The 23,210-nt window shown below is 47.6% G+C and carries 22 protein-coding genes; 15 read left to right on the forward strand and 7 right to left on the reverse strand.

Features of this window, described 5'->3' with window-relative positions; all coding sequences use genetic code 11:
* The first annotated feature begins 27 nt into the window (after positions 1–27).
* From thiM to D8682_RS23545, 3 genes are all read left to right on the forward strand, one after another.
* Positions 28–816, forward strand: coding sequence for a hydroxyethylthiazole kinase (gene thiM, locus D8682_RS23535; protein ID WP_121815244.1), 789 nt, complete (start codon positions 28–30; stop codon positions 814–816).
* Positions 813–1,622: a bifunctional hydroxymethylpyrimidine kinase/phosphomethylpyrimidine kinase gene (thiD, locus tag D8682_RS23540; protein WP_121815245.1), complete on the forward strand. Its 810-nt coding sequence runs from the start codon at positions 813–815 to the stop codon at positions 1,620–1,622. The genes thiM and thiD overlap by 4 nt, the downstream gene beginning before the upstream one ends.
* A gap of 70 nt (positions 1,623–1,692) precedes the next feature.
* Positions 1,693–2,439: a GntR family transcriptional regulator gene (locus tag D8682_RS23545; RefSeq protein ID WP_064545144.1), complete on the forward strand. Its 747-nt coding sequence runs from the start codon at positions 1,693–1,695 to the stop codon at positions 2,437–2,439.
* Between the two features lie 110 nt (positions 2,440–2,549).
* Here the strand turns inward: D8682_RS23545 and D8682_RS23550 are convergent, their stop codons facing one another.
* Genes D8682_RS23550 through D8682_RS23560 form a run of 3 tightly spaced genes read right to left on the reverse strand, consistent with a single transcriptional unit; the run spans position 2,550 to position 5,793 of the window.
* A complete protein-coding gene (locus tag D8682_RS23550) occupies positions 2,550–3,512 on the reverse strand; it encodes a PfkB family carbohydrate kinase (protein ID WP_064545146.1) in 963 nt (320 codons plus the stop codon).
* Complete coding sequence (locus tag D8682_RS23555) at positions 3,499–4,515, reverse strand: ADP-ribosylglycohydrolase family protein (protein WP_121815246.1); 1,017 nt, start codon at positions 4,513–4,515, stop codon at positions 3,499–3,501. Before D8682_RS23555 ends, D8682_RS23550 begins: the two co-directional genes overlap by 14 nt.
* Positions 4,516–5,793 (reverse strand): nucleoside permease, encoded by a 1,278-nt coding sequence (locus D8682_RS23560; RefSeq protein WP_121815247.1) that lies wholly within the window; start codon positions 5,791–5,793, stop codon positions 4,516–4,518.
* Between the two features lie 263 nt (positions 5,794–6,056).
* Here D8682_RS23560 and fbaB point away from each other — a divergent pair, with 263 nt between their 5' ends.
* Positions 6,057–7,109, forward strand: a complete 1,053-nt coding sequence (gene fbaB / locus D8682_RS23565) for a class I fructose-bisphosphate aldolase (RefSeq protein ID WP_121815248.1) — start codon at positions 6,057–6,059, stop codon at positions 7,107–7,109.
* 75 nt (positions 7,110–7,184) lie between these two features.
* Here fbaB and yegS read toward each other — a convergent pair whose 3' ends face one another.
* Positions 7,185–8,084, reverse strand: a complete 900-nt coding sequence (gene yegS / locus D8682_RS23570; protein WP_064545154.1) for a lipid kinase YegS — start codon at positions 8,082–8,084, stop codon at positions 7,185–7,187.
* Between the two features lie 886 nt (positions 8,085–8,970).
* On the opposite strand from yegS, the gene D8682_RS23575 reads away from it, so the two are divergent.
* A complete protein-coding gene (locus D8682_RS23575) occupies positions 8,971–11,115 on the forward strand; it encodes an autotransporter domain-containing protein (protein ID WP_237930532.1) in 2,145 nt (714 codons plus the stop codon).
* Positions 11,116–11,362: 247 nt separating this feature from the next.
* Positions 11,363–13,732, forward strand: a complete 2,370-nt coding sequence (locus tag D8682_RS26850) for a diguanylate cyclase (RefSeq protein WP_162303044.1) — start codon at positions 11,363–11,365, stop codon at positions 13,730–13,732.
* A gap of 220 nt (positions 13,733–13,952) precedes the next feature.
* Here D8682_RS26850 and D8682_RS23595 read toward each other — a convergent pair whose 3' ends face one another.
* Both D8682_RS23595 and D8682_RS23600 read right to left on the reverse strand, forming a co-directional pair.
* Positions 13,953–14,966: a tyrosine-type recombinase/integrase gene (locus tag D8682_RS23595; protein WP_121815250.1), complete on the reverse strand. Its 1,014-nt coding sequence runs from the start codon at positions 14,964–14,966 to the stop codon at positions 13,953–13,955.
* Between the two features lie 115 nt (positions 14,967–15,081).
* Entirely contained in the window at positions 15,082–15,381 is a 300-nt protein-coding gene (locus tag D8682_RS23600; protein WP_121815251.1) for a helix-turn-helix transcriptional regulator, read from the reverse strand.
* A gap of 143 nt (positions 15,382–15,524) precedes the next feature.
* Here D8682_RS23600 and D8682_RS23605 point away from each other — a divergent pair, with 143 nt between their 5' ends.
* From D8682_RS23605 to D8682_RS23645, 9 genes are all read left to right on the forward strand, one after another.
* Complete coding sequence (locus D8682_RS23605) at positions 15,525–15,803, forward strand: regulatory phage cox family protein (RefSeq protein WP_121815252.1); 279 nt, start codon at positions 15,525–15,527, stop codon at positions 15,801–15,803.
* Between the two features lie 10 nt (positions 15,804–15,813).
* Positions 15,814–15,993: a hypothetical protein gene (locus tag D8682_RS23610; RefSeq protein ID WP_121815253.1), complete on the forward strand. Its 180-nt coding sequence runs from the start codon at positions 15,814–15,816 to the stop codon at positions 15,991–15,993.
* Positions 15,990–16,490, forward strand: coding sequence for a replication protein B (locus tag D8682_RS23615; RefSeq protein WP_121815254.1), 501 nt, complete (start codon positions 15,990–15,992; stop codon positions 16,488–16,490). Before D8682_RS23610 ends, D8682_RS23615 begins: the two co-directional genes overlap by 4 nt.
* 66 nt (positions 16,491–16,556) lie before the next feature.
* The gene (locus D8682_RS23620; protein WP_121815255.1) at positions 16,557–16,793 is read left to right on the forward strand and encodes a DUF2732 family protein; all 237 of its coding nucleotides are present in this window, start codon (positions 16,557–16,559) and stop codon (positions 16,791–16,793) included.
* The gene (locus D8682_RS23625; RefSeq protein WP_121815256.1) at positions 16,790–17,080 is read left to right on the forward strand and encodes a DUF5405 family protein; all 291 of its coding nucleotides are present in this window, start codon (positions 16,790–16,792) and stop codon (positions 17,078–17,080) included. Before D8682_RS23620 ends, D8682_RS23625 begins: the two co-directional genes overlap by 4 nt.
* 2 nt (positions 17,081–17,082) lie before the next feature.
* On the forward strand, positions 17,083–17,358 hold the full coding sequence (locus tag D8682_RS23630; RefSeq protein WP_121815257.1) for a DUF5405 family protein: 276 nt from the start codon (positions 17,083–17,085) through the stop codon (positions 17,356–17,358).
* Complete coding sequence (locus tag D8682_RS23635) at positions 17,348–19,486, forward strand: replication endonuclease (RefSeq protein WP_121815258.1); 2,139 nt, start codon at positions 17,348–17,350, stop codon at positions 19,484–19,486. The genes D8682_RS23630 and D8682_RS23635 overlap by 11 nt, the downstream gene beginning before the upstream one ends.
* A 289-nt stretch (positions 19,487–19,775) precedes the next feature.
* The gene (locus D8682_RS23640; protein ID WP_121815259.1) at positions 19,776–20,885 is read left to right on the forward strand and encodes a ParA family protein; all 1,110 of its coding nucleotides are present in this window, start codon (positions 19,776–19,778) and stop codon (positions 20,883–20,885) included.
* Positions 20,882–21,544 carry a RelA/SpoT domain-containing protein gene (locus tag D8682_RS23645; protein ID WP_121815260.1) on the forward strand — a complete coding sequence of 221 codons (663 nt, stop codon included), beginning with the start codon at positions 20,882–20,884 and terminating at the stop codon, positions 21,542–21,544. The genes D8682_RS23640 and D8682_RS23645 overlap by 4 nt, the downstream gene beginning before the upstream one ends.
* 339 nt (positions 21,545–21,883) lie before the next feature.
* Here D8682_RS23645 and D8682_RS23650 read toward each other — a convergent pair whose 3' ends face one another.
* Positions 21,884–23,122 (reverse strand): DUF3644 domain-containing protein, encoded by a 1,239-nt coding sequence (locus D8682_RS23650; RefSeq protein ID WP_202914358.1) that lies wholly within the window; start codon positions 23,120–23,122, stop codon positions 21,884–21,886.
* Positions 23,123–23,210: the final 88 nt, after the last annotated feature.

Here is a 23,210-nt window from a genome sequence, read left to right on the forward strand (position 1 = left end):
TTCTTCACGCCGGACAGGAGCTTTATGATGCAGCCTGACCTGCTACCCGGCCACCGCGCCGTTTTGTCTTTACAGCAACTTCGCAACATTTCCCCGCTTGTTCACTGCATGACTAACGACGTCGTGCAGAGTTTTACCGCCAACGTTTTGCTGGCTATAGGTGCGGCTCCCGCCATGGTGATTGAAGCACAAGAAGCCGCTCAATTTAGCCCGGTTGCCGACGCGCTGCTAGTCAATATTGGCATGCTGACAGCCGATCGCCGTGATGCCATGCTTGCAGCCATTCATGCTGCAAATGAATCCGCCACACCCTGGGTGCTGGATCCGGTTGCCGTTGGCGGCCTGACGTTCCGTACTCAATTCGCCCATCAGGTGCTCGCGCTAAAACCTGCGGCCATTCGCGGGAATGCATCTGAAATCCTCGCACTGGCGGGGGAGCATTCTGGTGGAAGAGGCGTGGATAGCACCGATGATGCGTTTTCCGCACTACCTGCGGCGCAGGCGCTTGCTCGACTGACTGGCGCGATTGTCGCGGTGACGGGTGAGCGTGATTACATTACTGATGGTGAAAACAGCTGGAGCGTGGCGGGCGGCGGCATTTTGATGACGCGTGTGGTCGGCACCGGTTGTGCGCTTTCAGCGGTAGTTGCCGCCTGTTGCTCTTTGCCGGGCTCGCGGCTGGATAACGTCGCTGCGGCTTGCCAGTTTATGAAGTTTGCAGGCCAGCAGGCTATATCCGCCAGCTGTGGTCCCGGGAGTTTTATTCCGGCATTTCTCGATGCACTTTACGGGCTGAATGGGGAGGCGTTGGCATGAAAGGGTTAACACGTATCAATGCACTGACCATTGCCGGAACCGACCCGAGCGGCGGCGCGGGTATTCAGGCCGACCTGAAAACTTTCTCGGCGTTGGGGGCATATGGCACCAGTGTGATTACCGCGTTAGTGGCGCAGAACACGCGTGGCGTGCAGTCGGTTTATCGTATTGAACCGGCCTTTGTTGCCGCGCAACTGGACTCCGTGCTCAGTGATGTGCGCATCGATACCATTAAAATCGGCATGTTAGCGGAAACCGATATTGTGGAAGCGGTGGCTGAACGGCTGGCGTTTTACCACGCACAAAATGTCGTGCTCGATACGGTGATGCTGGCGAAAAGTGGCGATCCTTTGCTTGCGCCCTCGGCGGTTGACAGTTTACGCCGTCGGCTTCTGCCGCAAGTGGCGCTGATTACGCCGAACCTGCCGGAAGCCGCCGCCCTGCTGGATGCCCCACACGCACGCAATGAACACGAAATGAAGCTACAGGGCGACGCATTGTTAGCTATGGGCTGCAAAGCGGTGCTGATGAAAGGCGGACATCTTGACGATGCTGAAAGCCCGGATTGGCTATTTACCCGCGATGGCGCACAGCGCTTTACCGCGCCGCGCGTACAAACGCGCCATACTCATGGCACTGGCTGTACGCTTTCTGCGGCACTCGCCGCACTTTATCCACGCTATCACGACTGGCCGCAAACAATTCTGGCGGCGAAAACGTGGTTGTCTCAGGCTTTAGAGCAAGCAGATTCGCTGGAAGTGGGTAACGGAATTGGACCGGTGCATCATTTTCACCAATGGTGGTGATTGAGGTAATACCACTATAAGACCATTGAGTTATACTGGTTTCACCTTATCTTCCGGACATTTGCGCGACATGGAACAGGTTCACACTCAGCTCATTGAGCAACTTATCCAGCGGTTTTCGCAGGCTGATAACACGCCGCTGTATTTGAAATTCGCCGAAACGGTGAAGGCGGCAGTACGCAGCGGTATTTTGCCCCAGGGCAATATTTTGCCGGGCGAACGCGATCTCAGCCAGTTGACTGGCGTTTCGCGCATTACGGTGCGCAAAGCGATGCAGACGCTGGAAGACGACGGCGTGGTGACGCGATCCAGAGGTTACGGTACGCAAATTAACTCCACTTTTGAGTATTCGCTCAAAGAGGCGCGCGGGTTTTCTCAACAGGTGGTTTTGCGCGGTAAAAAGCCGAACACGCTGTGGGTCAATAAACGGGTGGTGAAATGCTCGCCGGAAGTGGCAGAACAATTAGCCGTGGCGGCAGATAGCGACGTGTTCTTGCTCAAACGTATTCGTTACGTTGATGAAGATGCGGTATCAGTGGAAGAATCGTACGTTCCTGCGGAGTTGATCGCCGACCCTGATGAAATCGGTGTTTCATTGTATGACTACTTTCGCAGCCAGAACATTATTCCTCAGCGCACCCGTAGCCGCGTCAGCGCCAGAATGCCGGACAGCGAATTCCAGTCGCACATCAAACTGGAAACGCCAGTGCCGGTTCTGGTTATCAAACAGGTTGCTTTTGACCCACAAAACCGGCCCATCGAGTACAGCATCAGCTACTGCCGCAGCGATCTATACGTTTTTGTTTGCGAGGAGTAGACCCGTCATACTTCAAGCTGCATCTTTGTTGGCTGCGTTCTCTCACCCGAATCACTTAGTTTACTAAGCTCATCGGGACTCGCTCTCTTGCCGCCGCGATGCCGCTCGAATTATTTTGGGTATCGGTATAGTTGTTCCAGAAACGGCGCACAGTCGCCGCCCCGATGGCTGACAACATAAGACGCAACTGCATTTCCCAGACAAACTGCTTCTGCCAGACTCCATCCTGCAGCCAGCCCCGCTAACGTGCCGCCCGCATGGCTATCGCCCGCACCAATGGTATCAACCACTTGTGCCGGGAAAGGAGCCACCAGCGCGATGGCGTCGTGGGAGCCAAACCACGCGCCTTGTTTATCGAGCCGCACGATGAGCGGCGCGTCATAACGTTCAAGCCAGGCACGGCAAATCCCTTCTATATTGTCGCCAGCCACCTCCAGCCATTCGGCTGCAATCGCGGCCTCCTGGCGGTTAAGCGAAACAATCGGTTTGCAGGCCATAATCCGCGTCAGCAGCGGGGCGGGAATATCAGCGATGCGTGGGCCAAAATCGATAAATGCCGTGACGCCGTTCAGCGATTCAAGCCAGCTCACCAGCAGTTCCGCACATGGCCCGGCCAGTTGATAACCCGAAAGCGACAGCAAAGTGCCAGGAGCGAGCTGTAACTTATCCAGCCACGGTTGATTCCACTGATGTTCGACACCTCGAAACGACATAAACGTTCTTTCGCCATCCGGCTCGACCAGCGCCAGGCACCAGCCGTTATCACCGCTGTTGGTGTGGATTTCGCTTTCGATGCCTTGTTTTTCAAGACTGCTGCGGATGATATCCGCCCAGGTTCCCTGGCCAATGGGCAGCGCATTTTTCGAAGCGATGCCGAGGCGTGACAGTGTTAGTGCGATATTCAGCGCACAGCCGCCGATATTTACGCTTTGTTGTTGCAGCTCGATATCGCAACCGCGCCACGGCAGAGAGTAAGCGTCGGCAATGACATCAATCACCGCCGAACCGAGTACGCAAACCGGGCGTTTTGCTGCCAGCCCTGGTAAGCGGGAACGTAATTCAGCGGCTTTCATTGCGCGCCTCCCTTTGCTGGCGATAGCCCATAAACAGGCGGCTGTAACGCGTAAAGTCGAGCTGGTTGACATCATCAAGCTCGCGTTTGAGTTCAGTATCAATGCTCTCTACGCCGTGCAGTGCGCCACAAATTGCCGTCGCCATCGCGCCGATGGTATCGGTATCGCCGCCGAGATTGGCGCATAAAATCGCGCAGCGGTTAGGATTGGTTTGCGCCAGTTCCACCATCGCAATGGCTGCCGCGACAGATTCAATAGTGCTGGTGCCGGTACCGACCAGTTGATAAATCTGTTCCATGCCAGACTCGGTGCCGGGTGCGTTTCTGGCCACGTTGAGCGCCAGTTCGATACGTGCGCCCAGGGAAGCATTAAATGTGGTGACGCGCTTTTCCTGAGCGTGGCGGGCAATCGACGGCAGTTCATCGCAGATGGTTTCCCAGCTTGTTCCTTCAATAGCTTTCGAAATTGCCCAGGCAATGACTACCGCACCGGCAAGGGCGAGGTCGGATTTGTGCGTCGGGCTTGAGGCGAGCGCTACTTCATCAATAAAAGCATCAAGATTGCCGGTAGGTAGCAGGCAGCCCAACGGTGAAGCGCGCATCGCCGCGCCGTTGGTTACGCCATTGTTTTCCAGCGCGCTAACCGGCGTGCCTTGTTTAATCGCATTCAATGCAATCTTTGATGTCGGGCCGAGGACGTTTTTATTGAACGCATCAAAGCCTTCAGCCCAGCTTAAAATGTGGCGGCCAATGGTATCGGCATTAATGACGCCATCATGTTCGATAATCGCGTCCGCCAGCGCCAGCGCCATCGAGGTGTCGTCAGTAAACTCTGCCCGGTTAAAATAACAGGCGGCGTTATTTTCCGCAGGGCCGGGCAGGAAGCGGTCAATCCAGCCAAAGTGCGCTTTCACTCGCGAGCGTGGCCACAACTCCGACGGCATTCCCATTGCATCACCTAACGCCTGGCCATAAAAGGCTCCAAGAATTCGATTTTCCATCATTTATGCTTCCTTTAGATCTTTTTCAGTTTGATTGCCAGCAACGGCAATAGTGGTGATCTCTTTGTCCGACTCGCGGAAAAACACCATAAACAGCACGGTAATGACTGTGATCATGATGGCACCAAAGCCCCACATTCCGGCCCAGTTGAAGGTCTGACCGTTTACAGGCGTTGGGTAGGCGAACATTTTTTCCATCAGCGCTGCACCGATGCGATAGCCGAGCAAGCTACCGAACCCCTGACAACACAGCGTAATCAGCCCTTGTGCTGCGGTGCGCATATGGACGGGCGCTTTTTTATCAACGTAAATGTAGGCGGTGACGTAATAGAAGTCGTAACTCACGCCGTGCAACAAAATGCCAAGGAACAGCAGGCCGTAGGTAAAGATGTGGTCGGCGCCACCGTAAACGAAGAAGCCGTAACGGATGGCGGCGGTGATAAGACCAAGCAGTAATACCTTTTTAATGCCAAAGCGCTTAATAAAGAATGGCAGCGCCAGCATAAAGAAGATTTCGGAGAACTGGCCGAGCGTCATCCATCCAGTGGCGTTATGCATACCGACTTCGGTCAGATACCCGTTGGCGAAGATGTAATAGAACGCCAGCGGCATAGCAAACAGGAATGAGCAGAAGAAAAAGACCAGGAAGTTTTTGTCTTTGAGCAACACAATTGCATCAAGACCGAGCATCACTTTCAGGCTCATTTTGCCGGTGCTTTTTGGTGGTGTGTTGGGCAAGGCCAGCGCAAAAATACCCAGCAGCAATGAGCTACCGGCGGTTATCAGTAACGGAACGTTGGTGGGCGAGATATCGCTAAAACCGAGCATTTGCGGCAAGAAACCGCACACTAAACCCGAGGCAATCCAGCCGATAGTGCCCATTACACGAATGCGCGGGAAGTCCCGCTCCACATCCTCGACGTTGGAAAACGCGATGCTGTTAGTCAGCGCGATGGTTGGCATGTAGGTCAGGGAATAGGCCAGCAGCAGCGGGAAGAAATAGACAAACTCGGTTTGTTGCGCCGCCAGATACATCAGCACCGCACCGACAAACATCAGCAGTGCCAGCACCTTTTGCGCGGCAAAGAAACGGTCGGTCAGCGAGCCGACCAGAATCGGCGACAGAATAGCGGCGATAGCGGTACAGGCGTAAGACCAGCCGATTTCAGTTGGGCTAAAGCCACTTTTGTTGAGGAACAGCCAAAGCGGGACGAACCAGGCGCCCCAGATAAACCATTCAATAAACATCATGAATGAAAGGCTAATTGTTGTACGTTTCATACGTTGAACCTTCATGATTGTGTTGGGTACACCATAACCATACCAATCAATAATACCTTTTAAATACCTTTGTGTTGATTATATGATCGGTGTGGCAAAAAAACGCATCCGTGTTTACCAGACTATACAACCCAAAACCAACCAAAAGTGCTCCCGGAGTGGCGAAGAACGCCACTCACGACCAGGATTAGGTCTGCTTGTTTTTTAGCAGGACTATTCATCAACAGCGGGCAGGGCGCTCGCTGAAATAACGGGAGCGTATTATGACTGATATTGCGCAGTTGCTTGGCAAAGATGCCGACGGCTTGTTACAGCATCGTTGTATGACTATTCCGGCAGACCAGTTGTCTCTGCCTGGCTCGGATTATGTAGACCGCGTGATGGTGGATAACAACCGCCCGCCTGCGGTGCTCCGTAATATGCAGACGCTGTATAACACCGGGCGGCTGGCAGGCACCGGTTACCTGTCTATTTTACCTGTCGATCAGGGTGTGGAACACTCTGCTGGGGCATCGTTTGCGGCCAATCCACTCTATTTTGATCCCAAAAACATTGTTGAGCTGGCGATTGAAGCGGGCTGTAATTGTGTTGCCTCAACCTATGGCGTGCTGGCCTCTGTGTCGCGCCGCTACGCGCACCGCATTCCTTTCCTCGTCAAGCTGAACCACAACGAAACGCTGAGTTACCCAAATACCTTTGACCAGACGTTGTACGCCAGTGTTGAGCAGGCGTTCAATATGGGCGCGGTGGCGGTCGGCGCGACCATTTACTTTGGTTCGCCGGAATCACGCCGCCAGATTGAAGAGATCTCGGTGGCGTTTGAACGTGCGCATGAACTGGGGCTGGTTACTGTGCTGTGGGCGTATCTGCGTAACCCAGATTTCAAAAAAGATGGCGTGGATTACCACGTTAGTGCTGATCTCACCGGGCAGGCGAACCATCTGGCGGCCACAATTGGCGCGGATATTGTGAAACAGAAGATGGCGGAAAATAACGGCGGCTACAAGGCGGTGAACTTTGGTTATACCGACGACCGTGTTTACACCAAACTGACTAGCGATAACCCGATCGATCTGGTGCGTTATCAACTGGCGAACTGCTATATGGGCCGCGCCGGGCTGATAAACTCCGGCGGTGCTGCGGGTGGTGAAACCGATCTTTCTGACGCGGTGCGCACTGCGGTAATTAACAAACGCGCAGGCGGTATGGGGCTGATTCTGGGGCGCAAAGCCTTTAAGAAATCTATGTCTGAGGGCGTGAAGTTAATTAATGCGGTTCAGGATGTTTATCTGGATAGCAAAGTGACTATCGCCTGATTTATTGCCCCTCTCCCTGAAGGCTAGCTCCAGCGCCTGTGGGAGAGGATTAGGGTGAGGGCACTCATCCGGGAGTTAACCCAGCAGCGGGCAGTTTGGTGGCAGGCGGCAACTGAGCGCATTGGGATGGATATCAATGCGGAATTTCTGGCTGGTCAACGGCTCGCCATCAAGGTTAAAGGTAATGTCGTGCGGGGCGGTTATCTCAAACCAGGATGAACGCCCATCAATAATATTGGGGTTGTCGTCTGATTGCGTGAGAGTTTTAAAAATTGCTGGCAGCAACTCTTCGCCAGTGAAAATCCGCAACTCTAACAAACCATCATTAATCAATGCCTGCGGGCAAAGTTCCTGCCCACCGCCCGCCTGGCGGCCATTGCCGATACCGATCACCAGCGCATCACCTTGCCATTCAAAACCTTCCCCACGAATTTCGCAGCGGTCAGGTTTGAGCGTGTCCAGGCGAATCAAACCATGAACAAAATAGGCGATACCACCCAGGGCGGCTTTTAGTTTTTCTGGTGTTTCAGTGGTGATACGCGTGCCAAAACCACCGGTCGCCATATTAATAAAGAAGTAAGACTCGTTAACCTGCACCAGGTCGATATCGACACCTTTACCGACAATCGCCAACTGCAAAGCTTTGTCGAGTTCCTGAGGAATGCCGACGCTGGTGGCAAAATCATTGGCGGTGCCTAGCGGGAGAATGCCTAGCACCGGACGATGTTCCGGAGCAAGTTGTGCCAGCGCCGTCGCCACTTCGTTTATCGTGCCATCGCCACCGCCCGCAACCACGGTATCCGCGCCTATGCGCGATGCTTCTTCCACATAACGAATCGCATCCCCTTTTTCCCAGGTGACGCGAATATGTAACGTATATCCTTCTTCGCGCATGACCTTCACGGCGCTACGCAAGATGTCGTTTTCCGCACCTTTGCCGTTCAGGATAATAAGCGTGACTGGAAACTGCTCCATGGTACACCTCTGGAAATGTGGTTGAGTTCAGAGTGTATCTTATCTGTGGCAATGACGAGTAAGAACAGGCTGAGTCTGTGGAGTTAAGCAAAAAAGAAGTTCCTTGGCAGAGATTTTATTTTTAATAGGATGTTGTACTTTTCACGAGTTAATTTATTTGAATTACGTCAACAATATTTCCCGTAATTAAACCTGAACAATATCACTATTAATTAATGGGCAGATAAAGTCGTGCCTGCATAACGGTGGTTCATCTGCGTTGAATGCGTGTAAAACCCTGGTGTATCGAGCTAACATCAACACTAAAAACAGGGTTATCAGACCAGTTGATGAAGTTGGTGTTATGTTGATTTTTGGATGTAAATGCGACTGAATTGCATTTGAGTTGGTTTTTTTATCTTTTAAATGGTTTTAAATTGCTATAATTCACTAAGACTTTTTCTTAGATCGGTAACCACGCAGGCAAACGCTTCGGCAGGGAAAAACGAGCGTGAATGAGGCTGAAAATGAGCCTAAAAAATGTGATCTATGTCATGTTTTTCAGTAACATAATGTCAGTGTTTGAATTGTTTTAATATTTCCAGTAATCAATTTTTAATGATTTTTAAGAGTCGCGCGCTCTTATTTTTCGACGAAAATTATCACAATTATCTTGTCAATTTAACTTATGTTGCATTATATTTCGCCCCCAATATAGATACGTGTCATGACAAGTGACCTCGCTACTGGTACTTCTTCTTAAGAAGTATCCTGTACTTCATGGATATTATAATTACTGGAAGTAATAAATTTAATTATGAAATTAAATAAACCTAACAATTTTAAATTGTCATTGCTGGCATCTTTAATCGTTTCTAATATCTCGATTTCTTATGCTGCTTCAACAATGGATTATGAACTCGAGGTTTTAAAAAATGTCGGGCAAGGTACGGCAATATCTTCTGATGGTAGTGTGATCGGTGGTACCTATGAAATATCTGACCAGGTTTACCGTTCATTTATCAAAAAAAATGGTCAGGATATTGATATCTCAGTATTGAATAACGATGGTCGTGATGTTTATATCACCGGGATTTCCGATAACGGTGAAGTTGCGACGGGTTACTTTAATGATGCTCAAGCCACTGAGTCAGAAGCCTATGTATATAACCTGGTCACGGGTAACGTCACCATTGTAGGTAAAGATAAAAGCCTTAAGGAAGTTTCTGCTCTTGCGGTATCTGGTGATGGTAAAACCATTGTTGGTTTGGCAGACCAACACGCCTACCGTTTTTCAGAAGTTGAAGGGCTTTCATTTTTAACTAACAGCAATTCCGGTCCTTCTAGTGCCAACGGCATCAACTACGATGGCAGTGTTATTGTCGGCCGAGCGTTAATCAACAATGAAGCTCAGGCATTTAAATATACTGATGCTAAAGGTGCTGTTTCATTAGGTTCTTTGCGTAAAAATAATGATGGTTCATCCGCTGCCAATGCCGTTTCTTCAAATGGCCTGGTGACGGTGGGTTATTCAGATGATGACAATGATGAGATGCATGCATTTCGTCATACTGATGCCGAAGGCATGAAAGATCTGGGTACCCTGAAAAAAGACAATACCGGTTTTTCATCTGCATCTGCGGTTTCACATGATGGCGAATTTATTGTCGGTTCTTCATGGAATGAAGATGATAATCAGCGCGGATTTGTCTATGTCTCAAGCGCGAACAAAATGTTCGAGCTAAGCCCTCTGGATAAAAGCCTGAATGGTGGCGAGTCCAGCGCCGAGGCGATTTCTGATGATGGCAAAGTGGTTGCCGGATATGTAGAAACGAACAACAATGAAACGAGCGCAGTGCTGTGGAAATTACACTATTCCACAGGTATGACGCCACTTGAGCCGTCTAAACCCGTTGAACCACAGAAGCCCGTTGACCCGATTGACCCACCAAAACCGGTAGACCCAGTTGATCCACCGAAACCAGTTGATCCGGTTGACCCGCAGAAGCCAGTTGACCCAATTGTTCCGCCGGACACGGGTGATCGCACTCAACCATCAAAACCAGTTGACCCGATTGTACCGATTGATCCGCGTGAGCCGACAGTGCCCTTGGTATCAGACCCAATTGATATCAATAAAACACGCCAGTCAATCAACAAAATGGCAGAAAACGGCTATAAGATTCTCGATCTCTATCAGACCGCGTTATATAACCTGGCTGAAAGCCGTTGCCAGATGGGCGATAGTGACCACTGCGTAGGTTTATTTACCCAGTATGATGACGTTCACCAAAATAACCGTATTGCGACAGGTCTGTTTGGTTCATTCCGTTTCCCGGCAGAAAACTGGACGATGGGTGGGTCACTGAATTTAGCCAATCATACTAATCTGGTCGAAGGTTATAAAACCAGCGGGAATAACCAACCTGGCGTGGGGACGTGGTTACGTTACCAGGAAAATAAAGATAACGTCGGCTTCAGTTCGGAAATTTCAGCGGCCTTCTTACAACAAGGACTGGAAATTAGCCGTGCCGCTCAATATGGGACAGAAGCGGGCAAAGGGAATTCTAAAATTAAAGGTTATTACGCCAGCTTAACCGCCAGTTACGGTATTGTTCTCAACGAACAAACACGCGTAACCCCACTGGCTGCGCTGAAATATCATAAGGTTTCTCGTGCCGGTTACACTGAACAAGATAATATTGATTTCCCTGCTACTTATGGGCGCATGGGCAATGAAAACTTCGATCTTCAGTTAGGTGTTGATATGAATCATCAGCTCACTGAGTCTGTCGAATTAGATGCGGGTGTCGGTGCTGATATTAAGCTTCATCATAAACGTGATGCGTTCACCGGCTTGATTCAGTATGTCAACGATGCGGATTCTATTTACGACCGTGGCGATAGCCAAAGCGTTAAGCCTTATGCACAAGTCGGCGTAAATTATTACATCACCCCTAATTCAACCCTGCGCGGGAATGTCGGCTACCAGACGACTGATTATCAGAACGACGGTATGCAGGTTGGGTTGAGTTATTCCTACCACTGGTAATGTTAATACCCTGCAAGCTGCAGATGCTGTCGCAGTATCTGCGGCTTTGTGGGAGCCCGCACTATTACACCTACTGCATCTGAACATGCCAAAGTGGTGCTTCATCTTCTTCTGAGTGATGGTATTGATAATTTGGGTGAATGATAACAGGTCTGAATTATAACTGATGTTGTATAAGATCAAAGCTCACCCTATCTCATTGAGGTAGGGTTCTGACCCATACAATAATAATTATGATGGGCCGCAAATGCAGCAAGACCGCCAGGAACTTATCCGATCGTTGTACAACGAGTACATCGAGATGTACGCAGCACGCGATGAACGCCTAACCACGCGGTTCAGTAACAATTTCAGTGGCTACACCGGCAGCGGTGATTTTCTGGTCAAAAACTCGGATGAGTGGGTGGAAATAACCCGCCAGGATTTCGCACAAATACCCGAACGTCTGCGCATCGAAACGCTGGATCTTTCTTTCCAGGATGTCAGTGACGATGTGGTGGTGGTCACAGCCTTCTTCCATATTCATTTGCCCATTGTTGATCAAATTTTGTCGAACGAAACGGCCCGGCTGGTATTGATTTTCCGACTAGAAAATGATGACTGGAAAATTGCGCATAGCGGTATCTCTATTCCGTACAGTTCAGGTCAGCAAGACGAAATTTACCCATTGATTGCAATGCGAGAGCAAAACCGCAAGCTCGAGGAACTGGCCAGGGAACGCACCCGTGAATTGTCTGCACGTAACCATATTCTGTGGCTGAACAATCAGGTGCTGGAGCAACTGAGTCAGAATGCTCCACTGTCCAGAGTACTGGACACCATGGTGAGTATTATCAATGAGTATCGTCCCGGCATGCAGGGAGCTGTATTGTTAGTTTCTGACGATGGCCGAGAGCTGAGAGGATGTTCCGCACCTGATTTGTCTGAGGCGTGGTTAAGCGCGACAAAGTGTCTCCCAATATTGGAAGGATTCGGGTCTGCTGTGACAGCCGTTCTTCGTGGAGAAACAGTCATTGCGGAGGATGTGGCAACACATCCATGCTGGGCCGAAAAGCGTGAAAAAGCGCTCGACCTCGGAATGCGTGCATCCTGGGCTCAGCCTATCAAAAACAATGAAGGGGAAATCCTCGGAGCCTTCACCCTGTATAAACGAGCGCCAGCAGTACCAGATATCCATGACCTTGCCCTGCTAGAAGACTACGCCCGGCTCGCGCAAATGGTCATCGAGCGTTCGCGTCTGGCCGAGGCATTGCATGAAAGCCAGGTACTCTATCGCCTGATAGCAGAAAACAGTAACGATGTGGTCTGGGTGATGCAATACCCCTCGATGCAGTACAGCTATATCAGCCCTTCAGTGGAGAGATTGCGTGGCTGGAAGCAGGAAGAATTGTCCAGTCACTGTCTGGCTGCCTCGATGTCACCGGACTCATTCAGGCAGTGTCGAGATGTACTGGCGGAGCATTTTCAGCGCGTTAATGACGGTGATATGACGGGCCGTTTCATCCATATTGAGACAGAGGTCTTGCACAGGGAAGGGCATTGTGTCCCTATCGAGGCAGCGGCGACTATCATGCTGGACTACGCAGGAAAACCGACCCACGCAGTGGGCAGCTCGCGGAACATCACCAAGCGTAAGACGGCGGAGAAAGCACTGGCTCAGGTTCGTGAAGAACTCGCCAACCAATTACTGTTTGCGCAAACCCTCATCAACGCAATCCCTAACCCGGTATTCGCTAAAGACTGTGCCGGACGCTATCTGATGTGTAACAGGGCGTTCGAAGAACTCAAAGGAAAATCACCCGAAGAAGTCCTGGGCAAAAACGCTTTCGATCTCTGGCCTCAGGAAGTGGCTCAGGTCTTTGTCGAGGCAGACATCGCTCTGTTAGATCATCCAGGTTCTATGGCCTATGAAGCGAGGATAGTGCATCGCGATGGATCATGTCGGGACGGGGTGTTTAGCAAGGCAGTATTCCACGACAGCAACAGCGAAGTGGCGGGTGTAGTGGGCGTCATGATGGATATCACAGAGCGTAAAGCTGCGGAGGAAGCCATCCGCAACATGGCGTTTGTCGATCCGCTGACCGGTTTGCCCAATCGGCGGATGATGGAAGAGCGGCTTGGGCAAATGCTTGCGCTCGCCCAGCGGGAAAAGCGCAAGTTGTCACTGCTGTTTATTGATTTGGATAAGTTCAAGGTGGTCAACGATCAGTATGGGCACAATGCCGGCGATTGGTTACTGATGCAGGTTGCGAGCCGGATACAGGCTGTTCTACGAGCGTCTGATATTGCCACGCGCATCGGCGGCGATGAATTCGTTATCCTCCTGCCTGATGTTAGCAACACAGAAGATGCTGTTTTGGTGGCTGAGAAAATCCGTGCCTTTCTTGAAAAACCTTTCATCATGGACGATGGTGTGGAGCTGGATATTTCATCAAGTATCGGTGTGGTGATGTACCCAGACCTGGCAGATAACGCTCGCGATTTACTGCATTCTGGTGACGAAGCCATGTACCGTGCCAAAAAGAGTGGCAGGAATGCAGTGGAAGTGTTTTGTAAGCCGACCCCGGATACAGAATATGTCATGCGCCGAGGACTTCAGTGCAATAGTCTTCATTAGCCCTGACGCCTGGGGGAACAGCATTGAAGAGTGCCGTTGCTTTTGCGATGGCACACTGCGTCACGAGCAACCAATCTACTGGATGTAAAAAGCACCTCAAACGGGATAAGTACAAAAAAGAAGGCCTGCGCAAGGGCCTTTTTCTTTGCCGCTAATACGGGCTTTCAGCGGTAGAATGCGGGTTTGCGAGATACTCAAGCCCCCTGAAAGCCCCGTAAAGCTACTCTTCTGTGGACACTGTGTGGACGTTTTTCACGTCAGTTCCACCGTGTAATGGATTTCGCATCACTGCATCTTGCAGGTACTCGGGTGCAAAGTGAGCATAGGTCATGGTTTGCTCTATTCGCGAATGCCCTAGTATTCTTTGCAACGTAATAATACTTCCCCCGTTGATCATAAAGTGAGTTGCAAAGCTGTGCCTAAGTGCGTGGGTTGCTTGACCAGATGGTAAATCGGGTTTCACTTCTTTAAGGGTTCTTCTGAACTGTGTATAAGACGCATCCAAAAACAGAAACCCTCGCTTGTTACAGCTAATCAGTTCGGCTACTTCTTTTGATACCGGAACTGTGCGCGGCCTGTTTGTTTTCGTCTTAACGAACGTCACACGATTCTGGATGATGTGCTCGGCTTTTAATTTCGCAGCCTCACCCCATCTTGCTCCAGTGCTCAGGCAGAGTACGGCGATCTTCTTGTTATCACCTTGCAACCTTGATAACAAAAGCACGATTTCATCCTGCGTCAGATACCCAGTTTCCGGTTGCTGCTCTTTGAGCCGCTTCATGCCTCTGAACGGATGTTCACCATTGAATAATTCAGCATCAATGAGCGCTGTAAACATTCCGCTCAAACAAGTCAGGTCGCGATTAATACTTGCAGGTTTAATACCCAAGCTCCTACGCACAGTGCTGTACTGGCTGATTAACGATTTAGTAATCTGAAACGCACATGGGTCTTCGGTTATCTTGGTAAAGAGTTCAATCTTACTAAGATACGATTTACCATAATCCTCATGCTGTCCTTTTAACTTCCACCACACTTGGGTCAGTTGTGACAGACGTCGTTTGTCTGTTGGCTTCGACAGCCATTCTTTATTGTGGTGGTTGTATTGAGTGTGCTTTTCAAATGCAACTGCCTCGCTTTTCTTTTCAAACTTCCTGCGGATACGCTTTCCGTCGCGACCAGCAGGTCTTATGTCCACTTCCCATCGACCATCATCGAGTTTCTTGATTGTCATCAGAAAACCCTCCGAGTGGTATGTTTACTTTTTGCTCGTAATTCTTTACGTCTGTACTTAGGGTATTTATCTGCCAATAACATACATTTCGAATGTATGTATCGATGATAAATGGTTATCCAGTTTTTTGCTCTGAGTGGGGTGAGATTGTTATTCCTTGCCCAAAGTGTGCGAGTGCCGGTGCAATCTGCCCGGATTCTGGATTTATTTGGTCGGTAATGAACCACATCGTATATTTATTAAACTGAGGGTGTTGCAATATCTTCATTACTGCCTGTATTCCCATATCTTTAACCCCCTTCTCATAGCTAGACATTGAACTATAGGGGATTCCTGTTAACTCACTGAATTGTCTTCGATTAAGTCTTTCTGACTCACGCAAAATAGCAAGCTTTTCATGGATAGGTAGTGTCATAGATTTAAGTCCATTGTTGATAATAAAACGATAACAGAGTAATCTTTGCGAAATCGGGTGCTTAGTGAGTCGATTAAGCAACTACTCATGGTGACTATTAGCGATTTTAGACGACTAATAACGTAAACGGAGAATCGTAGCAGATGAGCAAACAGGTTGTAAGCGCCTCGGATGCCGTACCTTATCAAGAGTTCGCTCGGCTTATTGGGAAGCCGGTATCGGCAGTAAAGAAAATGATAGAGAGAGGAAAGCTTCCAGTAGTTGAAATGACAGATCCGCAATCTTGCACTGGTCGTGCTGGTGAGTATTGGATCTACCTGCCAGCCTGGAATAATGGGATGAAAATGGCGTATGAGAGCCGCCCTAAAGAAATCAGGGAAGGGTGGTTAATGTGGCTGGGTTTAGGCGAGCCGATGAGCTGAGGGGAATGTGATGACTGAACCACGATGTATTGCTCAACTCCTGCACACCCATCAGGCAATGCGCCCGATGGATTTCACTATTACCCACGGCAAAGGACGTAAAGGCGTAATCATTCGTCAGCCGCGTCGTTATAACGTTACCGGAGCTTTTCAGCGTTGCCTGAAAGTGGCAGGGAGACTATTTAAATGACAGTCATGACATTTGCAGTAGTGAAAAATCAACCTTCTGGCCTGCGTGGTCTGGTCGCTAAACACCTGGCAAAACCTCGCTGGGTTGAATCCTGTAATTTCTACAATGACATGCTGGAACGTGAACGCCTTACACTTTGCTTTCACGCTCAGTTAAAACAACGCCATTCAGTCATGCGTCTGGAAGAAATGAACGATTGTGATCGTGAGCGTATTGTCTGCGCCATTGATGAACTGCGCGGCGCATTCACAAAACAGCGAGCTTTAGGCGTAAGTAAAGCAGGGTTCATTGGTCGTCTGACCGTGAGCCAGCGACGCACGTTGTTTTTACATGCAGGGCTGACAGAAGATGAATTTAATCAACCGTACTGGTATATCGAAAACGAACAATGTCATTGGCGGGATGCTCTCATACGGGCAATGCGCGAGCTGTTTAATTTATTTGAATACACGCCAGTAATATTGACAGCAGTTAAACCTGAACAATATCTCCATTAATTAATGTACGGAAAAAATTAACGCACTTCACGGTGTGTGGCTTTTTATTATCTGGAGTCAGGGATTATGGCCGTAAGAATTAACCACCAACGTAACACCGAACAATTAAATTCACTTCTCACTCAGGCTCGAGCGGAAGGCAAGGCTGATGCGGCTGTTAAGTACTCGTCACACATTGACGGGCTTATCCGTCATATCACAAACAACGAACTGTCTGGTGTTGAGATTGTGGAACTGCTTCACCAGGAATCGCGGAAGTTGCATGAATCAGGTCTGAGTTATCAGCAAGGGGCTGGCTTGTGAGTAACCGTCGGGTCATCGTCAAAAACTGGTATTCGGTCACTAAGCTGAATGGCTCATTTGTTCTGGCTGATGTTAAACACGATAAGGATACCGGTGCGGTTTCTTATCCAACGGTCGCCATTTATTCCAGTGAGTTAAAGCTGATTTCCGACCTGATTAACCTGATGGTTAAACGGGCTATTTTTCTGAAACGAGTCAATAACACCAACGAACTTTTAAAAGAGATAAATCACTGTGGCGAGCTGTGTCAGACCGCCATGAATAAAATCAATAATGTTGAGGGTTAAATATGTCTGTCCATATTCAGGTTGGCGATAAATGGGTCATTACCAGCGATCAGTATCAGTTTATTTTGCAGGAAAAAAAGATAGCGAAAACAGGGAAAATGGCAGGCAAAGAATGGTTAGATACTATCGGTTATTACCCGAAAATTAACCAGCTTGTATCCGGCCTGATCCACCATCATATCCAGACCTCCGCTGTCGATTCGATTGAAACAATGACCGCAGAAATTGCGCGCATTGCACAAGTATGTGAAAACGCTTTTAAAGCCAATGCACAGTAATGAGCAGGGGCATACAGCTCCTTCTGCAACACCTCTGATTCAAAGCACCGGCAAGTCATTCGTCGGTGCCTATCCCTGGAACGCTCCGCGCGAGGCTATCTCGCGAGATCCCTATGACAGACCTCTTACACGTGACGAACACCGTCAGGTGCAAGCGGTTTTAGCTGATATTAATACACTTCCTCATACCCTTGGCACCAAATTCAGTAACCGTTATTACTGGCTTAAACGCCACTCAAGCCAGCTTGATGCTCTGCGATTCCTGACCTCCACTTTTAAACGGCGCTTATGGCCGCGCATTGAACGCGTCAATCTCAATCACCGGATGAACACTGCCGCCTCGATGCGTTTTCTGTCCGAACAGGATGCTTATTCACAGCTGCCGGGTATGAACGATAAAGCGCTGGAGAAGTTCGCGGGTCGGATAGCGGCTCAGTTATTCAGTGCATACGAAGAACTCAGCGACAGCTACGCCAGTGAACATGAGGGCGATAAAAAGGAAGTGCTGTTTACTGATGAGGCGCAATCCTGGCTCTACGGTGAAATTGCGGGGGCAGCCCGCGCATTCAACGTTACGCCACTGCACTGGAAAAAGTATCGCAAAGGAAAACTCACAGTACGTGAAGCATTTTCAGCGGTGTTCCGTCTGATTACCGATGACTGGTGGGTGGGGCAGTTTAAAGCACAGCGCACCCGCTGGAATGAAGCGCTGTTAATTGCAGTCGGTGAGGTCAGTAAGAAACGTTCACCTTACGCCAGTAAACAAGCCATTCGTGATGTACATGCGCGTCGCCTGGCTAATCTGGAATATCTGAAAAGCCGCGAATTGGAGAACGTGGAAACCGGCGAGCGGATCGACCTGATTGATAAGGTGCTTAAAAGCATTTCTAACCCTGAAATCCGCCGCATGGAATTAATGAACACCATTGCGGGGATTGAGCGTTACGCTTCCAGCAAAGGTGATGTCGGAATGTTTATTACCATCACTACTCCATCCAAATATCACCCTACACGCGTCACTGGTGCGGATAAAACCGTCCAGCTTAACCATAAATGGAACGATGAAGCCTACAGCCCAAAAGAGGGTCAGCGCTATCTGTGTGACATCTGGAGCAAGATGCGCACCGCATTCAAAGACAATGGCCTTAATGTGTATGGCATGCGCGTCGTCGAGCCTCACCATGACGGCACACCGCACTGGCACATGATGCTTTTCTGCCAGCCTGACCAGCGTCAGCAGGTTATCGGGATCATGAGTCGTTACTCTTTAAAAGAAGATGGTGATGAGCGCGGGGCGGCCAAAAATCGCTTTGAGTGTAAGCACCTCAACAAAGGTGGGGCGGCGGGTTATATCGCAAAATACATCGCGAAGAATATCGACGGTTACGCGCTGGATGGCGAACTGGATAAAGATACAGGTAAACCGTTAAAAGACACTGCAGCCGCAGTTAATGCCTGGGCGTCCACATGGCGCATCCCTCAATTTAAACCGATTGGTGTTCCGACAATGGGCGCTTATCGCGAGCTGCGTAAATTACCGCGTGGCGTGAGCATTGCCAGTGAGCTTGATGAGCGAGTCGAAGATGTCAGAGCCGCAGCCGACGGCGGTGATTTTGATTTGTACATTGCCGCACAGGGTGGGGCAAACGTTCCACGTGACGCACAAACCGTCCGTGTCGCCCGTAAGGTGGCTGACGAGCTTAATGCGTATGACGAGGAGGTGCAGAAGGTTGTGGGCATCTTCGCCCCGCATCTTGGCTCTGACAATGTTCATGTCACGCGTACAACTCAATGGCGTATCGTTGCTAAAGCCGTTGACGTTGACCTTAATCTTTTGACCTTAAAGAGCTGCTCTGCCGCGACTCGGAGTCCTGTCAATAACTGTGGGTCAGGTGGTTTGAATAGTGAAGCGGAAATAATCCCTATAGCATCTGAGCAAGCCACCGCGGTGCCGAATCTTTTGGATAGTGGTGCTGCTAGCTGGGATGATTCTGAAGTTAAGAAAATGTTTAGAGACGCACTAACAGAACAGACATTCGGAATGTCGGTACACGCAACGAACTTTTGCTCCAGAAAAAGCGTGGGGCCGAACTCCATCAGTAACTCAAATGTATTAGCTCAGACTTGATATGACGATGTTCTGTAGTAAGACATGATTACATCTGACAGTCTGCTAAGAGCTGTGAGTTCAACCGATGCATGCAACACACTTATTGAACCGTTCTGCGGGTGATTCAGCTATTAGCGGGAATGCCAGTGTATACTGGCATAAAGAAAAGTGTAGTATGTCAAGTTCAGTGCTGGCTGCAAAAAAATGCTCTGTTCATTGGATGCTATAAGACCTAGGCTTGTTAAGCCTAAATTAGTTAAAAAATAATATGTATCGTTATAATATTTTTTTCAAAGGAGATTTCTAAATGTCATCTATAGCCATTTTTAATAACAAAGGCGGTGTCGGCAAATCAACAATGACCTATCACTTGGCCCATGCATTAGCAGAGTCAGGAAAAAAAACATTGATGATAGATCTAGATCCTCAGTCTAATTTAAGTCTTTTCGTCCTTGACGATGAGCAGATAGAAAAAATTTGGGATGCAGAAGATCCATTTATTGAAGATTATGAAAAGGCAAAATCTGATTGTTCGGATATTGAATTCAGTCAAATACATAATGAGCCACGATCAATTCACTACATACTGAAACCCTCAGAAGATGGTCAGTCAGAAGAAGAACAACTACCCCCGAGTATAAAAGTTAATGATAACTTACATTTAATTCCTGGCAGATTAACATTGCATCTTTTTGAAAACAAACTTTCAAAGCAGTGGAGTGAAGCATTTTTGGGTGAACCTCAAGCCCTTCGTGTTATCACTGCCATAAGAAGGATTTGTAAAATTTATACGGAGAAACTTGGCTTCGATGTGATATTGATTGATACATCTCCGAGTCTAGGTATCTTGAATAAGGTTATAATATCTAATTCAGATGGTTTTTTGATTCCATGTGCTCCTGATATGTTTTCTGGTTACGGAATAAAGAATATAGGGAGTGCATTAAAAACATGGAAAAAAGACTTTGATACAATGATGTCGTTACTTCCTAATTCTAAAAAAACGTACCTACCTAACAAGTTCGTAAAATTAATAGGCTATACAATATATAATGCAAAAAAAAGAGAGGATGCATCCAATCCACTTAAAATAGCCAAAGCACATTACAACTGGGCAGAAAAGCTACCAAATAAAATTTTAGATCATATACCCGAAGAATGCTATGCCCCTATCCCTAAAGAAACCATAAAGAAGTTTATTGGTGGAAACTCCATAATATATGGTCACGCTACAATGCCTGCGAACGCCCAAAAATATAAGAAACCTATGTGGCTTCTTCCATCAAGCGACTCCATTTACGACGCTCAGGATAGAAGTACTATCAATGGACGAAGGGATGAATATCTCGCAACTCGTCAAGTGTATACATGTTTTGCTAATGAAGTCCTTTTACGAGTAGAGGAGATTAGCAAATGAATATGAAAAATGAAGATATCATTCAAAGCATCAATGAACATATTCATGACTATGAGATATTCTCAGATAGAATCGTATCATATATTACTAGGGATCCTATTCTAAAAGAGCATGTTCATAGTCATAAAAAAAGAACAAAAGATATAGAGCATTTAAATGAGAAAATTACTAGAAAAAATGAGAAAATAAGAGAATTAGGTGGTTTAGAAATAAACAAAGACAATGTAATGGATTTAATTACTGATATCGTAGGAATAAGGATACTTCACATACACCAAGGTCAGTTTGATGCCATACACAAACGACTTATGAAATATGTTGATGATGGCGAGTTAGCTTTGTATGAAACCCCCAAAGCTTACACATGGGATCCTGAATATGCATCATTCTTTAGAGATGAAGGCATAACTACAGAACAAAAAGAAAGCTTCTATACTAGTGTTCACTATGTTTTCAAAGCTAACTCCACGAGCAAAATAACATGTGAGGTTCAGGTTAGAACCCTGTTTGAGGAGGTTTGGGGTGAAATAGATCACGCAGTTAACTATCCAAAAGTAAGTGATAATATTTTCATAAAGGAACAACTAAAGGTTTTTGCTAGAATTGTTGGCGCAGGAACCAGAATGTCACACTCAATTTTTAAAATAAATAACAATTAGATTTAGAATTAAAATCAAGTACAGTCATTGATTGTACTTGATTTTGTTAGACGCTATTTTATTTGTATATCCCATAATGCTCTTCACTACAAACTAAATATTTTTATCATTGCATGTCTATTTACTCAGGTAGGTCTGAATCACCACGTATAATCCAGACTTTTCAACCCTGTATCCAAAGGCAGTCCTGCCTTAGTGCTTGTAATATCCGCTCCTGGCGCAGAGCAGCCTGTCAAATCAGGTTTAGCTCTGTGCCGTAACAGCGTCAGATCAAATCTAAGTTAATACAATTCCATGGTTAGTGAGCAAGTCATCAGGTTCATGACTTGTGTATAATAGCTATTTTCTTTTGTATGATGCAATTGCATCATCTAACCAGTTAGGCTGTGATAGATTAGAAATGAACCAATTGATGAATTTATCTGAATAACGGTGTCGGCTATCAATTTCATAGTGCATTTCAGATTTTCTATCTTTTTGAATACCATGTTTTTTTATTACGGCCTGAAATGAATACGTGGTTATATTGACATCTTGCTTTGAATTTATAAGTGCAATTGCACCAGTGCTATAATGTGGATGAGTTGTGTCAGGGTCCTTTGTTTCCCTAATGATAATGGCCTTTTGGCCGTTATCACCTGTACTCAGCACCAAATCACTATTTTTCTTACTGCGACTTAATGTCAAACGGTAATCCATCGGAATACTGAACTCAAAGGAATTAGCTTCCGCTGCAGTTTTATTAAATTTATCTAAAAATTCAGCCACGGCATCTGCTGTCATCTCTCCATAGTTTTCCTTAATCATCGCGATTTCACTATGAGCTCCATCTACAACTAAACTGAGCATGCCAACACTTTGGCCAGAAAGTGGCGAACAACCCATTTCGAGGGTGTATCTTTGTTGATAGTTCAGTACATTAGCTTGAAATAAGCGGGACAATTGAGGTTGTAGCTCTGGGATCAGCAGATGAATGGCGCTATCTCGGAGCTCAATCAATGATTCAATGTTTTTTCTAATGGGGTCATTCTGCTGCAAAGTTTTATTTACCGCATCGGTAATAGAAATCGAGCGTCTATTCTTTTGAAAAACAGCTTCCGAGCCGGATGTTTTTATCAGAATGGCCTTCAGCATCAGTTCCCAAGCATTGACAGAAAAAATGCAAAAAGCCTCAACTCGGTTCTCTAAGCTAGGACGATTGTATACTTCTAATGCAAGTGTAAAAGCATCAAGGCTACGTTTCATCAAGCTACGACTTAGGCGCATGTCGGGCGTTAGAGCTTTCGCTTTTAAAGACTGTGACATCAACTGGCAGAAATCGTCATCAGAAAGCTTGAGCACCCCTTCGGCTCGCCACAGTTTTTCGTCTATTTGGTGTAGATGTACGCCATTTAATTTCTCATTAATATATTTCCGTACACTGTTTTCGTTGTAGCCTGTTTTGGCCACTAAATCGCCTATCGTAAAATTTTTATTATCACGTTCGTATTCGCGTAACGCACAAACCAGTTGAATCTGCTTAGCTGACCGACTCATCATAAAATCCATATTACTTGAGATAGAAGAGCGATCTTCCATAATAAACGTTCATTTTCCATGACTTAGATCCCATATGAGTCATGCATGCACCGTACGCATCAAATTGCATTAATCCATCTACTAATTT

The sequence above is a fragment of the Buttiauxella sp. 3AFRM03 genome, assembly GCF_003675305.1.
GTDB lineage: Bacteria > Pseudomonadota > Gammaproteobacteria > Enterobacterales > Enterobacteriaceae > Buttiauxella > Buttiauxella ferragutiae.

What these genes read in the sequence shown, in the direction of transcription:
- D8682_RS23555 (WP_121815246.1), bottom strand. Translation starts at nt 4,515, where the DNA reads ATGATGGAAAATCGAATTCTTGGAGCCTTTTATGGCCAGGCGTTAGGT.
- D8682_RS23595 (WP_121815250.1), bottom strand. Translation starts at nt 14,966, where the DNA reads ATGACAATCAAGAAACTCGATGATGGTCGATGGGAAGTGGACATAAGA.
- D8682_RS23640 (WP_121815259.1), top strand. Translation starts at nt 19,776, where the DNA reads ATGTCATCTATAGCCATTTTTAATAACAAAGGCGGTGTCGGCAAATCA.
- D8682_RS26850 (WP_162303044.1), top strand. Translation starts at nt 11,363, where the DNA reads ATGCAGCAAGACCGCCAGGAACTTATCCGATCGTTGTACAACGAGTAC.
- D8682_RS23630 (WP_121815257.1), top strand. Translation starts at nt 17,083, where the DNA reads ATGTCTGTCCATATTCAGGTTGGCGATAAATGGGTCATTACCAGCGAT.
- D8682_RS23600 (WP_121815251.1), bottom strand. Translation starts at nt 15,381, where the DNA reads ATGACACTACCTATCCATGAAAAGCTTGCTATTTTGCGTGAGTCAGAA.
- D8682_RS23610 (WP_121815253.1), top strand. Translation starts at nt 15,814, where the DNA reads ATGACTGAACCACGATGTATTGCTCAACTCCTGCACACCCATCAGGCA.
- D8682_RS23650 (WP_202914358.1), bottom strand. Translation starts at nt 23,122, where the DNA reads ATGGAAGATCGCTCTTCTATCTCAAGTAATATGGATTTTATGATGAGT.
- D8682_RS23620 (WP_121815255.1), top strand. Translation starts at nt 16,557, where the DNA reads ATGGCCGTAAGAATTAACCACCAACGTAACACCGAACAATTAAATTCA.
- D8682_RS23615 (WP_121815254.1), top strand. Translation starts at nt 15,990, where the DNA reads ATGACAGTCATGACATTTGCAGTAGTGAAAAATCAACCTTCTGGCCTG.
- thiM (WP_121815244.1), top strand. Translation starts at nt 28, where the DNA reads ATGCAGCCTGACCTGCTACCCGGCCACCGCGCCGTTTTGTCTTTACAG.
- D8682_RS23550 (WP_064545146.1), bottom strand. Translation starts at nt 3,512, where the DNA reads ATGAAAGCCGCTGAATTACGTTCCCGCTTACCAGGGCTGGCAGCAAAA.
- yegS (WP_064545154.1), bottom strand. Translation starts at nt 8,084, where the DNA reads ATGGAGCAGTTTCCAGTCACGCTTATTATCCTGAACGGCAAAGGTGCG.
- D8682_RS23645 (WP_121815260.1), top strand. Translation starts at nt 20,882, where the DNA reads ATGAATATGAAAAATGAAGATATCATTCAAAGCATCAATGAACATATT.
- D8682_RS23635 (WP_121815258.1), top strand. Translation starts at nt 17,348, where the DNA reads ATGCACAGTAATGAGCAGGGGCATACAGCTCCTTCTGCAACACCTCTG.
- D8682_RS23575 (WP_237930532.1), top strand. Translation starts at nt 8,971, where the DNA reads ATGGATTATGAACTCGAGGTTTTAAAAAATGTCGGGCAAGGTACGGCA.
- D8682_RS23605 (WP_121815252.1), top strand. Translation starts at nt 15,525, where the DNA reads ATGAGCAAACAGGTTGTAAGCGCCTCGGATGCCGTACCTTATCAAGAG.
- D8682_RS23545 (WP_064545144.1), top strand. Translation starts at nt 1,693, where the DNA reads ATGGAACAGGTTCACACTCAGCTCATTGAGCAACTTATCCAGCGGTTT.
- D8682_RS23560 (WP_121815247.1), bottom strand. Translation starts at nt 5,793, where the DNA reads ATGAAACGTACAACAATTAGCCTTTCATTCATGATGTTTATTGAATGG.
- fbaB (WP_121815248.1), top strand. Translation starts at nt 6,057, where the DNA reads ATGACTGATATTGCGCAGTTGCTTGGCAAAGATGCCGACGGCTTGTTA.
- thiD (WP_121815245.1), top strand. Translation starts at nt 813, where the DNA reads ATGAAAGGGTTAACACGTATCAATGCACTGACCATTGCCGGAACCGAC.